The organism is Pedobacter agri (genome assembly GCF_032678665.1).
GTDB lineage: Bacteria > Bacteroidota > Bacteroidia > Sphingobacteriales > Sphingobacteriaceae > Pedobacter > Pedobacter agri_A.
Window position 1 is genome coordinate 483,786 of sequence record NZ_JAVTSH010000001.1, and the last position, 12,660, is coordinate 496,445.

13 protein-coding genes are annotated in these 12,660 nt (G+C 38.2%); 6 read left to right on the forward strand and 7 right to left on the reverse strand.

Features of this window, described 5'->3' with window-relative positions:
• Window positions 1–2: 2 nt before the first annotated feature.
• Genes R2Q70_RS02175 through R2Q70_RS02190 form a run of 4 tightly spaced genes read right to left on the reverse strand, consistent with a single transcriptional unit; the run spans window position 3 to window position 2,876 of the window.
• Window positions 3–863 (reverse strand): hypothetical protein, encoded by an 861-nt coding sequence (locus R2Q70_RS02175; protein WP_316806036.1) that lies wholly within the window; start codon window positions 861–863, stop codon window positions 3–5.
• Window positions 864–866: 3 nt separating this feature from the next.
• On the reverse strand, window positions 867–1,241 hold the full coding sequence (locus R2Q70_RS02180) for a GntR family transcriptional regulator (RefSeq protein WP_316806037.1): 375 nt from the start codon (window positions 1,239–1,241) through the stop codon (window positions 867–869).
• Window positions 1,242–2,045, reverse strand: coding sequence for a hypothetical protein (locus tag R2Q70_RS02185; RefSeq protein ID WP_316806038.1), 804 nt, complete (start codon window positions 2,043–2,045; stop codon window positions 1,242–1,244).
• 3 nt (window positions 2,046–2,048) lie between these two features.
• On the reverse strand, window positions 2,049–2,876 hold the full coding sequence (locus R2Q70_RS02190; RefSeq protein ID WP_316806039.1) for an ABC transporter ATP-binding protein: 828 nt from the start codon (window positions 2,874–2,876) through the stop codon (window positions 2,049–2,051).
• A 169-nt stretch (window positions 2,877–3,045) separates the two neighbouring features.
• Between R2Q70_RS02190 and R2Q70_RS02195 the strand changes: the two genes are divergently transcribed.
• The 3 genes from R2Q70_RS02195 to namA all read left to right on the forward strand — a co-directional run bounded on the left by R2Q70_RS02195 (window position 3,046) and on the right by namA (window position 5,622).
• The gene (locus R2Q70_RS02195; RefSeq protein WP_316806040.1) at window positions 3,046–3,441 is read left to right on the forward strand and encodes a DoxX family protein; all 396 of its coding nucleotides are present in this window, start codon (window positions 3,046–3,048) and stop codon (window positions 3,439–3,441) included.
• A gap of 1 nt (window position 3,442) precedes the next feature.
• Window positions 3,443–4,432 carry an aldo/keto reductase gene (locus tag R2Q70_RS02200; RefSeq protein WP_316806041.1) on the forward strand — a complete coding sequence of 330 codons (990 nt, stop codon included), beginning with the start codon at window positions 3,443–3,445 and terminating at the stop codon, window positions 4,430–4,432.
• A 110-nt stretch (window positions 4,433–4,542) separates the two neighbouring features.
• Window positions 4,543–5,622: an NADPH dehydrogenase NamA gene (namA, locus tag R2Q70_RS02205; protein WP_316806042.1), complete on the forward strand. Its 1,080-nt coding sequence runs from the start codon at window positions 4,543–4,545 to the stop codon at window positions 5,620–5,622.
• Window positions 5,623–5,695: 73 nt separating this feature from the next.
• On the opposite strand, the gene R2Q70_RS02210 is transcribed toward namA, so the two are convergent.
• The gene (locus R2Q70_RS02210) at window positions 5,696–8,014 is read right to left on the reverse strand and encodes a TonB-dependent receptor (RefSeq protein WP_316806043.1); all 2,319 of its coding nucleotides are present in this window, start codon (window positions 8,012–8,014) and stop codon (window positions 5,696–5,698) included.
• A gap of 118 nt (window positions 8,015–8,132) precedes the next feature.
• Window positions 8,133–8,465, reverse strand: a complete 333-nt coding sequence (locus tag R2Q70_RS02215) for a hypothetical protein (RefSeq protein ID WP_316806044.1) — start codon at window positions 8,463–8,465, stop codon at window positions 8,133–8,135.
• A 63-nt stretch (window positions 8,466–8,528) separates the two neighbouring features.
• Between R2Q70_RS02215 and hutU the strand changes: the two genes are divergently transcribed.
• The gene (gene hutU, locus R2Q70_RS02220) at window positions 8,529–10,196 is read left to right on the forward strand and encodes a urocanate hydratase (protein WP_316806045.1); all 1,668 of its coding nucleotides are present in this window, start codon (window positions 8,529–8,531) and stop codon (window positions 10,194–10,196) included.
• A 49-nt stretch (window positions 10,197–10,245) separates the two neighbouring features.
• Window positions 10,246–10,818, forward strand: a complete 573-nt coding sequence (locus tag R2Q70_RS02225) for a TlpA disulfide reductase family protein (protein ID WP_316806046.1) — start codon at window positions 10,246–10,248, stop codon at window positions 10,816–10,818.
• Here R2Q70_RS02225 and R2Q70_RS02230 read toward each other — a convergent pair.
• On the reverse strand, window positions 10,808–11,209 hold the full coding sequence (locus R2Q70_RS02230; RefSeq protein ID WP_316806047.1) for a hypothetical protein: 402 nt from the start codon (window positions 11,207–11,209) through the stop codon (window positions 10,808–10,810). The genes R2Q70_RS02225 and R2Q70_RS02230 overlap by 11 nt on opposite strands.
• Window positions 11,210–11,450: 241 nt before the next feature.
• Between R2Q70_RS02230 and R2Q70_RS02235 the strand changes: the two genes are divergently transcribed.
• The gene (locus tag R2Q70_RS02235; RefSeq protein WP_124911339.1) at window positions 11,451–12,509 is read left to right on the forward strand and encodes a nucleoid-associated protein; all 1,059 of its coding nucleotides are present in this window, start codon (window positions 11,451–11,453) and stop codon (window positions 12,507–12,509) included.
• Window positions 12,510–12,660: the final 151 nt, after the last annotated feature.

Consider the following 12,660-nt stretch of genomic DNA (forward strand, 5'->3'; position numbering starts at 1 on the left):
TTTTACTTCTGCAACATCTGTTTCAGGTTAATGATTGGAACCTGAATGGAAGTTGAATTAGAGATCTCTCCTTTTGCGTTGTTAATTTTAATGTTCTCGAAATTAACGGCACATTCTCCAGTCGTTTTAAGCACCAAATTTTCTATGGGTTCAAACGTTTTACCTTGCTCATTGCTCACTTTAACCTTTGTAGTATTAACATCTAAGTCTAATGTGCTGATCGCCGAATCATAAATATTTAACGTCGACCGGTTCAATTTAACATCAAGTTGTGTGATGCCTGAACTGTAAATATTATTATCGACCCAATATTCACTCAGGGTCTGCAAATTTTTGTTGGTGATGGATAAGTGTTTAATTTTTGTACCTTCAGTAATGCTAAAACTTGCGTTTTTACCCAACTCCAATGTTAAGCTATCACTTTCTTTCACAAATAACTGACTGAGATTAACGTCATCGATTTTAATATGCGTTAAAGCTGGAGAAAAGACAATGATTGTTCCCCGGGCATAAACTTCAGATGATGGTAATTTTATCTGAATTTGACCATCCACATTTTCCAGGCTAATCAATTGGTCTGCTAAATCTTTTGTGATTTTTACTGCGAATTTGTTACTCTTAAACACTTTTATTTTTACATCTTTAAAATCAGCTCCCTGGATAAAGATTTTATTAAAAGCTTTGGTGTCATATTTTTTAACGAAACGACTTCCTTCTTTATCCAAATCTTCCTCGCCTAAAATGATTTGATTATATTGTTGATCACTTATTCTGCTTGTTTTGGCAACCAAAACCATTATCGTTAATGGAATGGTAAGCAACGCTACAGCTAAGCAGATTAATATTTTATTACTTGTTTTCATGTTCTAAGCGTTAAAATTTTGTTTAATAAAAGTTTGATAGCGATCTTTTAGCTCATCGAAATTTATATCCAATAAATAGATATTTCTGAACAACTGAGGGAGTTCATCTTCAATAAAAGTAGATTTACGATATAGATTTACATTTGTAATCGCATCCTCAGCCAGGAAAAAACCAATGCCCCTCTTATTGTTGATGATATCCTGCTTCTGCAAAAGTTCGTAAGTACGCATCACCGTATTTGGATTTACCTCCATCTCCACTGCAAGTTCTCTCACCGATGGAATTTTATCATTCAATTTCCATTTACCCAAAAGAATGTGCTCACACACATATTCGGCTATTTGTAAGTAAATAGCTTTGTTATTATTGAAATCCATTTAAACCTCCTTCTCTTTTAATCGAATGTATACGGTAATGTAAAAAGCAATGGTAATCAACAGGCTAGCTATACCAAAAATCTGCATGATATTACGCTCATTCTGCCAATATGAATTACCCACCCAAACCGTTCCATCAGTTACCAATTTCATAGTATAAATAGTAGAGGTTACCCATAGAACCAAAAATAGGATTAAGGTAGTAGCGGTTTTTATATAGTTATAGCGTTTAAAATAAATAGATCCCAGCAAAAAAATGCCCGTAACAGTAAAAGGCGAAACCATGTTATATTTAAAGTAATTAAGCGTTTTAGGATCTTGAAAAACTTCTTCTACCATAGTCTGTGCTGGTTTTAGTTCAGCATTAAGGGTAATCATGTGGTTGATCTGGCCATTAAAATAAGCTACAAAAGCAGCGTCAACTAAATAAAATATCAACAGAAAACTACAAGCACTTACAATGGAAGCATAAAAAACCCCAGTAACAAATTTTTCGAAGGTAGATGCGGGTATCATCAGTTCTATTATCGTATCTGCCTTTTTTCCAAGATTGTTAAAGTAACTGCTGGCAATTATACTGGTAAAGAAAAAGCCAAAAAAAATAAATAATAAATATCGAAAACCTAAATTCGGGCTCTTCCAAATGTTAAGTGAAATATTTTTGATATCAGGCATCAACATCCAGTAAGCCACAACCAAAATTCCAATCAATATAACCAGCGTTCCTAAATAAACTTTCCCAAAATCCAGCCATTGTCTTCTAAGCAATAAGCCAAATCGATTAATATTAAATGTGTTGTTCATGGCTTAATCAAATAAAGGTTTAAATTTTGTTTTCTCAGTTAAAATGGCATTGAAGAGTAATTCTATATCCAGTTTACTCTCTTCCTGATGGTAGTTTGGCATTACCGCATTATAGCCGGAAAGTGATTGCTCTGCATAAATAATACTTGCATCTATTTCCTTAACTTTTTTAAAAGTTAGTTTTTCGGTAATTTCCTCAACGGATGCTTTTAAAGCGATATCATTTTCATCCAGCATTATCACAGTATCAATTAAATTATCTAAATCCCTAACCTGGTGCGTGGAGATGATGATGCAACAATCATCAGTTAAGGCAGAAGCCATTATTTTCCTAAATTGTGCCTTTGAAGGAATATCCAATCCATTTGTCGGTTCATCCATAATGATCAGCTTCGCCTGCGTAGCCAAACCAAAAGCAATAATGATCTTTTTCTTCTGGCCATAACTCATATCAACCAATTTTTGCGAAACCGGGATATCAAATTCCTTTAATAACTCAGCAAAATAGTTGTGATTAAAGTTTCTATAAAAAGGCGCATTGGCTTTGATGTATGCATCAATTTTAACCGCAGGCAGATAAAACTCTTCAGGGATAAAGCAAATTTGTGCTAACAACGCCGGCTGACGCTTTTTAGGATCGAAACCCAAAACATTTAGTGTTCCGCTTTGCGCATATACCAAACCTGCAAGGTTTTTAAGCAAACTGGATTTACCCGCTCCGTTTTTCCCAAGCAAACCATATATGTGTCCGGCATTTAATTGCAGACTCATATTTTTAAATAATGGTTTATGCTTACTGTAACCAAAATTAAGGTTGTTAATTTGAATCATGTTTACTGTATTAGTTAAATAATACACTAAAGTATGTTTTATTTATTTACTTCCAAATTTTTGGCATAAAATATTTTTTATAACGCCTTTGTAAAATCTGAGTTTAATATCCGTTGCATTAAAACATCCTTAACATTTGGATTGTATGTTTGTGTAAACACGATAGATAATGGACAAAAACTGGGCTTACTTAATTAGTCGGTTGGCAATTGGCTTAAGTTTTTTCGGGCATGGCCTGGTGCGGTTGCCAAAACTTGCGGGCTTTAGTAATTGGATGGTTGGCCAGTTCTCCAAATCATTATTACCAGAATTTTTAGTTGTTCCGTTTAGCTATATTTTACCATTTGCTGAATTTATTGCAGGACTGTTAATTATCATCGGCTTGTTTACCAGACAAGGATTATTGCTTGCAGGCCTGGTTTCTTTAGCCCTAATTTTTGGAACAACAATGATTGAAAACTGGGAAGCTTTACCTTCACAATTAATTCACGTGGCATTTTTATCAGTGTTGTTAGCTTACTTACCGCATAATACCTATGCGGTTGATAAAATCATTAGAAAATAATATGGAATACAGAAAAATAGGAAACGCTGATTTAGAACTTTCGGCAATTACTTTCGGCGCCTGGGCAGCAGGTGGATGGATGTGGGGCAGCACAGATCGAAACGATGCCATTAAAGCTATCCAGGCGGGTTACGATTTAGGTGTAACTTCAATTGATACTGCTCCTATTTACGGACAAGGAGACAGCGAAGAAATTGTTGGTGAAGCCGTAAAAGGAATTTCCAGAGACAAAATTCAACTGGTAACCAAATTTGGGATGCGCTGGGATTTAGAAAAAGGTAAATTGGCCATGCAAACCAAAAATAATGATGGTAAAGACATCGACGTTTATAAGTATGCAGGGAAAGAAAGTGTAATTTACGAGTGTGAACAATCTTTGAAGCGGTTAGGAACCGATTATATCGATTTATATCAAATACACTGGCCGGATGTGACGACGCCAATTAGTGAAACTTTCGAAGCAGTTAGCCGATTGATTGAACAAGGCAAAGTGCGGTATGCTGGTGTTTGCAATTATGATGTAACACAATTGAAAGAAGCTGATCAAACTTTAGAAATTATTTCCAATCAGATTCCCTTTAGCATGGTTAACCGGGCTGTTGAAGAGGAAACCGTTCCATTTTGCCTTGAGCATCACAAAGCGGTATTGGCGTATAGCCCGATGGAAAGAGGTTTGTTAACTGGTAAAATGACTGCTGATTATAAATTTGAAGAAGGCGATCATCGCCAGGGAAATAAATTTTTCACCCCAGAAAGTATTCAGAAAACCAATGCATTTTTAGCCAAACTTAAGCCTTTGGCTGAAGACAAAAACGCAACTTTATCTCAATTGGTTTTACGCTGGACCATCGAACGGCCAGGAATTACGATTGCATTGGTTGGGGCGAGAAATGAAAAACAAGCCATCCAAAATGCCGAAGCGATCAATGTGAAATTAACTGCTGATGAAATTCAGTTCATCAATACGGAATTACAAAACGCAGGTTTTTAAATTAATAATAAACACAAAGAGCATGTACAGTAACAAATGTTAATAAGGCTTAATGCTTTGCTACCTTTGTGAAAAACTTTGCGCCCTTTGCGGTTAAACATAACTCAATCATGTCAAAATTATTCTCTCCTTTTACCATAAAGGATGTAACCTTAAAAAATAGAATTGTTATTTCTCCAATGTGCCAATACTCAGCAGTTGATGGCTTTGCCAACGATTGGCATTTGGTTCATTTAGGCAGCAGAGCTGTTGGTGGTGCTGCTTTAATTATTCAGGAAGCTACAGCAGTAGTTCCCGAAGGAAGAATTACACATGCCGATTTAGGCATCTGGAAAGATGAGCATGTAGAAAAACTGAAGCAGATCGTTTCTTTTATTCATGAAAATGGTGCCATTGCCGGTATTCAGTTGGCACATGCTGGCCGAAAAGCAAGTTGCGACCTGCCATGGAATGGCGGAGAACAGCTTACCGAAGGCGAAAATAGCTGGCAAACCGTTGGTCCATCGCCAATACCCTTCAAAAACGGACAGGTTGCACCTCATGAATTAAGTATATCAGAAATTCAAGATATTGTTTTTGCCTTTAGAGCTGCGGCAAAAAGAGCTTTGGATGCGGGCTACAAAGTGATTGAAGTACATGCTGCTCATGGTTATTTATTACATGAGTTTTTTAGTCCGCTGAGCAACACCCGCAGCGATGTTTATGGTGGCAGTTTCGAAAACCGCATTCGTTTGGTAATCGATGTTGTGGAAGCCGTTCAATCGGTTTGGCCGGAAAACTTACCGATTTTTGTTCGTATTTCTGCAACAGACTGGACTGCAGATGGCTGGAATGAGAACGACTCCCTTCAGTTGGCGGCAGTTTTAAAAGATCGAGGCGTTGATTTGATTGATACCTCTTCTGGTGGAAATGTGCCTGATGCATTTATTCCCGCCGGACCGAATTATCAGGTTCCTTTCGCCGATAAAATCAGAAATGAAATTGGTATTTACACAGGAGCAGTTGGCGTAATCGTTGATGCGCAACAGGCCGAAGATATTTTGCAGGAAGATAAAGCAGATTTGATCTTCATTGCCCGTGAATCGTTACGCGATGCCTATTTCCCTACCCATGCTGCTCAAATACTGGGTGATGAAACTGAATGGCCAAATCAGTATGTAAGGGCAAAGAGGGAAACATTTAAGAAATAGATTTACCATTTAAACAAAAAGCGTCCTGAAAATAATTTCCAGGACGCTTTTTGTAGATAGGGGATTTTCCTCGTTATTTCACAAGAGTAAAGGGAACATATAAACCGAAGGTGATGTTTCTTCCAACATTATAAATTCCAAAATTTGGATTTTCGTAATCCAAACGACCAGGTTTGTATCTGCTTAAAGCATCATAATATTTCTGGTTTAATACATTGTTTGCCGAAACAGATAACTTCACCGGCTGTTTACCTAAGTTAAAAGTTGCGCCAATGCCAGCATTTAGCAAAGTATATCCGCTGGTTGGTGTTTCAAAAACATCATCAACACGGGTTTGCTTAAAGGCCGAATTTATTCCAACGGATAGGTAAGCATCGTTCGTACCTTTAATTTTTGGTTCGAAACGCAATTCGTTACGCAAGGTTCCGGCTGGAATAAATGCTAAGGGTTTGTTTAATGAAGTATTTTGCGCATGAACGTATCCAAAAGTATTTTCGAAGTGAATAAATGGAACCGGGTGAATGGTCAACGTAGCTTCAGCTCCGTAAAGGTTAGCATTTACCTGGCCATAACGGTAAACCGGATAGTCGTCGCCCTCAGCGTTAATGATTTCTCCATTGTTTGATGCGTAAATAAAATTATGCACATAGTTGTTGTAGATGCTTGCACTTGCAGTTATCATTTTACCTTCGTACTCCAAAGCAGCATCAACCTGGTAGCTCCTTTCCGGACTCAAACCCGAATTACCAATTTCATACCGGAACGTTCCTTCGTGTACGCCATTTGAAGCCAATTCTGCCGGATTGGGTGCACGAAATGCAGAACCTGCATTGGCTTTAAAGTTCCATTCTTCATTAAACTGATGGGTGAAACCGAGTGCTCCACTTACATTTGAAAACTTGTTTTGGAAGGGAGCAAAAATCTCCTCGCCATCTTTAATAAGTTGTTTCCCATCGTTTTTACGAAAGTCGTAACGGGCACCTATGCTAAACGTACTGTTCTCCCAGTTCTTTTTAGCAAAGGCAAAAACACCAATTCCGTAGGTATCGTAATTTGGAATCAAAAACTCATCATCTGCTTTATTTTCACTGTTACCTGCATCGGCACTTAAGCCAAAAACAGGTTGCCAGCCATTGGTTTCATGAATATAATATTTCAAATCGGCAGTGTAAGTTTTAAGATCGAAGAATAAAGCAGGTTCTGTACTTTCTTCCAGCTCCCGGCGCTGGTTCTGCTGGTAACCAAAATCAGCTTTTAAATTGCCGTTGCCCAAAATAAAATTGTTGTTCAAGGCAATTTTGAAATGGCGAATATCCTGACGTGGAAAATCCAGTTCACGGTTTTTGAAGTCCTGTTTAATAAATGCTTCACCGCTTTCTTTAAGGAAATTTCCGTTATCATCTAAAGCAGGTTCGTAAAAACCAATATTGTTACGGAAACTCGAAACGTTTAAATGAGTATAACCCCAGCTTTTATTCAAACCAACCATTCCACTTAAATCGGTTTCGTTAAATCCCGAATTTGGAAAGTAGCCTGTAGGTGTTTTAAATGAGTAAGCATTTTTATAGGTACCACGAGCCCTCCATACAAAACCGTTTTGATTTCCATTCAACATTAATGAATTTGCGGTTAAACCGTTGTTGGTAGCATAATTGGTAATAAATTCACCTTTTACCTGCTCTTCGGGAGCGGTGCTCGGCTCCAGAATATTAATGACTCCACCCAATGCATCAGAACCATACATTAAAGAAGCTGCACCGCGTAAAATCTCAATCCGATCTGATTTAAACTGATCAATTTCTATCCCGTGTTCATCGCCCCATTGTTGGCCCTGTTGTTTAATTCCATCATCTAAAGTTACAATACGGTTATAACCCAGGCCGCGAATAACTGGTTTTGAAATGGATGGCCCTGTTGTAATTTGCGAAACGCCAGGCACCCTGGTTAATGCATCAATCAAATTGGTAGAGGGCTGCAACAATTGATCTTTTCCAACCACTGCAGATGAAGCGCTGTTTCGCTTGCTGGTACTGCTGATCAAACTGCCGGTAATTACAATTTCTTTGGTTTCAATGGCTGTAGGCTGCAAGGCAAATTCAAGCGTTACTGTACTTGAAAAGTTGACTATTTTTGTCGCCGTTTTATAACCGATGTAATGTACTTCTACCAGGTAACTTCCCTTTGCCGGGAGGTTGTTTAAGGTAAACTGTCCGTCGTTATTGGTTACTGCAGATACCTTTAAATCGGGGATGTAAATGCTTGCGCCAGGCAAAGTCTGGCTGGTACTGGCATCGGTAACCTTACCTTTAATGTCTTTCAAAGCAGATGCAAAAGCGGTGCTGCTCAATAATGTATATAGAATTACTAAGCCAATAAGCTGTAATTTTTTCATGATTTATGATAAATAGAAATGATGTCGAACGCCAAAACACAAGCGTAAACAAGCCTTGTTTTAGATCTGACAAATGAATAATTGGTTTTCCGATTTACGGACAATAAGTTTGAAAAAATTAAGCCACTGGAGGGCCACGCAAACCAGTACTTAAAAGCTCGACATAAGAACTTTTTAAGATGGGTTGCTTTGGACTAATGAGTTTGGCAGAAAGAAATATCCTGTAAATGTGATGAACCTGTACATAGTCTTTTTCAAAACTTGCATTACAGATTAAGCAGGTATCGCCATGTGATTGTACATGACTAACGTGATGGCAATGAATTTCTTTTTTAGGTATTGGTATTTCCTGGTGATGATGAAGCACACTCCAGGGAGTTAAGGCAATAGCAAACACAACCAGCATAAATGCCGATAAATATTTTCTGATGTTTTGCCTATGCTTTTTCAATGTGTCAAAAGTAGCAAATGTTGTTCAATTCTATATCTTTGGAAAGTAACATTGCTTTTATCTATGAGCCAAAATCTAACCAATGGTTTAAACTTAAGCCAAAAACAAACCCCGAACGGAGCCGAATTAAGTTGCAAAGGATGGATTCAGGAAGCGGCATTACGCATGCTTTTAAATAATCTTGATCCCGAAGTGGCAGAACGCCCGGAAGATTTAATTGTTTACGGCGGCCGAGGGAAAGCGGCTAGAAATAAAGAGTCATTGAGTTTGATTGTAAAAGCTTTGAGAGATTTAGAAAATGATGAAACTCTGCTAATCCAATCAGGAAAGCCGGTTGCCGTTTTACCCACTCATGCTGATGCACCAAGGGTTTTAATCTCAAATTCGCAGTTGGTACCCAAATGGGCAACACAAAAACATTTTGATGAATTAGAAGACAAGGGCTTAATGATGTATGGCCAGATGACTGCTGGCTCATGGATTTATATTGGCTCACAAGGTATTGTACAGGGAACCTATGAAACCTATGCTGCCTTGGCAAAAAAACATTTCGGGTCAAGTTTGAAAGGAAAATTAAACGTAACTGCTGGTTTAGGCGGCATGGGTGGTGCACAACCTTTAGCCATTACCATGAATGAAGGCGTTTGCCTGGCTGCAGAAGTGGAAGAATGGCGCATCAAAAAACGATTGGAAACCCGCTACATTGATGAAATCTGTTACGACATTGATGAAGCAATAGACAAAGCAGTAGCTTACAAAAATGAAGGCAAGGCAATTTCTATTGGTGTGGTCTGCAATGCTGTAGAGTTACTAAAAAGATTAATCGATCGAAATATTGTTCCCGATACCTTAACTGATCAAACTTCTGCCCACGATCCGTTAATTGGTTATTTCCCTGAAGGATTGACCGTACAACAAGCAGTAGATTTGAGAAAAAGTAATGCCGAAGAATATATCAAGCAATCGTACGCCACCATGGCAAAGCATGTAAAACAAATGCTTGAATTGCAAAAACGTGGTTCCATTACATTCGATTACGGTAATAATTTACGAGGAAGAGCTTTAGAGGTTGGCGTAGAAAACGCTTTTGATTTCCCTGGTTTTGTGCCGGCTTACATCCGTCCGTTATTTTGCGAAGGCAAAGGTCCATTCAGGTGGGCTGCTTTAAGTGGCGACCCACAGGATATTTTCGAAACAGATAGGCTTATTCTGGAATTATTTCCCGAAAACGAGAGCTTGCACCGTTGGATTAAAATGGCGCAGGAGCGAATCGCTTTTCAGGGTTTGCCTGCCAGAATCTGCTGGCTTGGCCAGGGGGAACGCGAAAAAGCAGGCCTAGCGTTTAATAAACTAGTTGCTGAAGGTAAGGTTAAAGCGCCCATTGTGATTGGACGCGATCATTTGGATACAGGTTCGGTAGCTTCACCAAACCGGGAAACTGAAGCCATGCTCGATGGCTCAGACGCAGTGGCAGACTGGCCTGTTTTAAATGCATTGATGAATACCGCCGGCGGTGCAAGCTGGGTATCATTGCACCATGGAGGAGGTGTAGGTATTGGCTATTCCATTCATGCCGGTATGGTAATTGTTGCCGATGGAACAGCTGAAGCCGAAGCGAGATTAAAAAGAGTTTTACATAACGACCCGGCTTTAGGCGTAATCCGCCATGCTGACGCAGGTTATGATATTGCACAAGATACCGCCAGAAAATTTAGGTTGGGATTGAAGTGATAACATATCGTTATTGCGAGGCTCGAAGCAATGAAGAAATTAAGACAGAATGAAATTTATCAGAAAAAACATATTCAATGCCCTTTTCGTTGCTTTTCTTTTGATTATTGTTTTTGTACCTGATGCAAAAGCTTTGCTAATTAGAGGTTTGATGGAAATTGGACTTTACTCACCTGCTGTTAACCAACCCATCAAAACCGCAATGGATTTAGGCGGGATCAGGTTTCAGGATATTAACGGAAAAAAGGTTGATTTAGGAGACCTAAAAGGTAAAGTGATCTTCCTGAATTTTTGGGCCACCTGGTGCCCACCTTGCCGGGCTGAAATGCCTTCCATCAATAAGTTGTTTAAGCAGTTTCAACATGACCAGCAAATTGTTTTCATTTTTGCCGATGCGGATGGCGATTTACCAAAATCAACAAAATTTATGCGCAATCGCAAATATGAAATGCCCGTGTTTAAGGTAACAAGCAGTATTCCTGAGCAAATTTTTTCGGGTTCATTACCCACTACCGTTATTTTTGATAAGCAAGGGCGACTATCATTCAGGCATGAAGGAATTGCCAACTACGCCGATCAAAAAATTGTAGATTTCCTAAATAAGTTGAAAACTAATCCTTAGCCTTGGCTTTGTAAAGCTTTAGCCGATTGGTTTTTAAGTCAATCCCGCAAACGGCGTTAATTTTGTCGGGCAGTACGTCATATTCGTCGCTGATGTGATAGAGTGTAATAAATTCTCTTTTCCTTATCACAGTTGCCTTATCGCTGGGATCGGGGAAAAACGTAATACTTTGCGATTTTCCTGCGGGAGCAGCGCTGACGATATACTTTACTTTTTTGTTGGTTTTTAAGTAGGTTTTGATGATTTCACTCCCCAAAATGTAGCCATTGGCAAGCGACAATTTGATTTCAAAATCTTTGGTTTTGCCATAATAATACTCAAATTCGAAGGCTTTTTGTGTGTAAGCATTTAAACTCCATACCAAACATATAATTATAAACACAACTCTCATTTTCCAGGGATTTTTAGTTAAGTTAGGCAATTTGGCCCATTTTTCATAGCAGCAGCTTCTGGCATTTATAAGCCTGATTGCCACGTCAGCCCCCGCTCCTATCATCGGGACTAAAGCAGAAAACTCGGTAACAGTGTCGTTTGGTACAAGAGGGTTTTAAACGATTGTTTACAATTTTTGATTTTTTTGAGATCGCCAGATTTAATTATACATCGCTAAATATTTCATTACTTTTGCCGCCATGATTTCATTTTTCGAGGCAAACTTAAAGCAACTTTCTATCCACCATACCGGAAATAAATTGGTAGAGGAATATTACAAATTATCTGATGCGCCATTAAATATTGATGATGAGGTTTTGGGCAATTTATTGATGCAATATTTCCTTAAGCCTTTCGAAAAAGTGAATGAGGTCTATCGTTTTTTCCACCCGAATGATAACCTGAATTTGAATGAGGTTTATCATTTTGCGCATGAAATTTTTGAAAACAATGAACTTTTTCACGAAGATTCGCAGCAACTGGCAAAATACTTATATGATGTGGCCAATCATCCGAAGATAAAATCTGGAGAATTGTATGTAGCGTATTTTGAAAAAGTGCAAATTGAAGGAGAGCAATTAGATGTGATCGGCATTTTTAAATCCGAAACGAAAGATACTTACCTGAAAGTTTTTCCGAAGGATGATGGGTTTAACATGAGTTACGAGCAGGACGCCATTAGCATTAACAAACTGGATAAGGGTTGCCTGATTTTTAACACCGATAAAGAAGAAGGTTATAAAGTAGTGGTGCTTGATCAGGCCAAAAGCAGCAATGAATCTGCCGTTTACTGGAAAGATGAGTTTTTGAAACTGAAGATTAGAAATGATAGCTACAACCAAACCAATAACGTTTTAGGCGTTTACAAAAACTTTGTAACGCAGAAACTGGATGACGATTACGAAATTAGCAAAGCGGATAAAATTGATTTGTTAAACCGCTCAATGAAATATTTTAAAGAGAAGGAAACCTTTGATATTGAAGAATTCGGTAATGAAGTAATTGGTAATGCAGAGGGAATTGAATCTTTTAAAAATTACAAGAAAAGCTACGAAGAGGAATTTGAAAGCCCTATTGCTGATCATTTCGAAATTGCAGAATCGGCAGTAAAAAAACAGGCCAGAGCTTATAAAAGTGTTTTAAAACTCGATAAAAACTTCCACATCTATATTCATGGCAACAAAGACATGATTGAAAAGGGTTACGACGATGATAAATCGATGAACTTTTATAAAGTGTATTTCAGGGAAGAGGAGTAGTTTTTAGTTGACAGTTGGTAGTTTGCAATTTGCCGTTTTCAATTGGCGGTTGGCAATTGGCCGTTTTTAATTAACGATTAACCAGTTAAACAATTCGACACTTAACCAAAAACCAAACACCCAAGAAACCAAACACCAAAAAAACCAAACA

Bases quoted from the DNA above. Each gene is read 5' to 3' on its own strand.
- R2Q70_RS02175 (WP_316806036.1), bottom strand. From the start codon at position 863: ATGAAAACAAGTAATAAAATATTAATCTGCTTAGCTGTAGCGTTGCTT.
- R2Q70_RS02180 (WP_316806037.1), bottom strand. From the start codon at position 1,241: ATGGATTTCAATAATAACAAAGCTATTTACTTACAAATAGCCGAATAT.
- R2Q70_RS02185 (WP_316806038.1), bottom strand. From the start codon at position 2,045: ATGAACAACACATTTAATATTAATCGATTTGGCTTATTGCTTAGAAGA.
- R2Q70_RS02190 (WP_316806039.1), bottom strand. From the start codon at position 2,876: ATGATTCAAATTAACAACCTTAATTTTGGTTACAGTAAGCATAAACCA.
- R2Q70_RS02195 (WP_316806040.1), top strand. From the start codon at position 3,046: ATGGACAAAAACTGGGCTTACTTAATTAGTCGGTTGGCAATTGGCTTA.
- R2Q70_RS02200 (WP_316806041.1), top strand. From the start codon at position 3,443: ATGGAATACAGAAAAATAGGAAACGCTGATTTAGAACTTTCGGCAATT.
- namA (WP_316806042.1), top strand. From the start codon at position 4,543: ATGTCAAAATTATTCTCTCCTTTTACCATAAAGGATGTAACCTTAAAA.
- R2Q70_RS02210 (WP_316806043.1), bottom strand. From the start codon at position 8,014: ATGAAAAAATTACAGCTTATTGGCTTAGTAATTCTATATACATTATTG.
- hutU (WP_316806045.1), top strand. From the start codon at position 8,529: ATGAGCCAAAATCTAACCAATGGTTTAAACTTAAGCCAAAAACAAACC.
- R2Q70_RS02225 (WP_316806046.1), top strand. From the start codon at position 10,246: ATGAAATTTATCAGAAAAAACATATTCAATGCCCTTTTCGTTGCTTTT.
- R2Q70_RS02230 (WP_316806047.1), bottom strand. From the start codon at position 11,209: ATGAGAGTTGTGTTTATAATTATATGTTTGGTATGGAGTTTAAATGCT.
- R2Q70_RS02235 (WP_124911339.1), top strand. From the start codon at position 11,451: ATGATTTCATTTTTCGAGGCAAACTTAAAGCAACTTTCTATCCACCAT.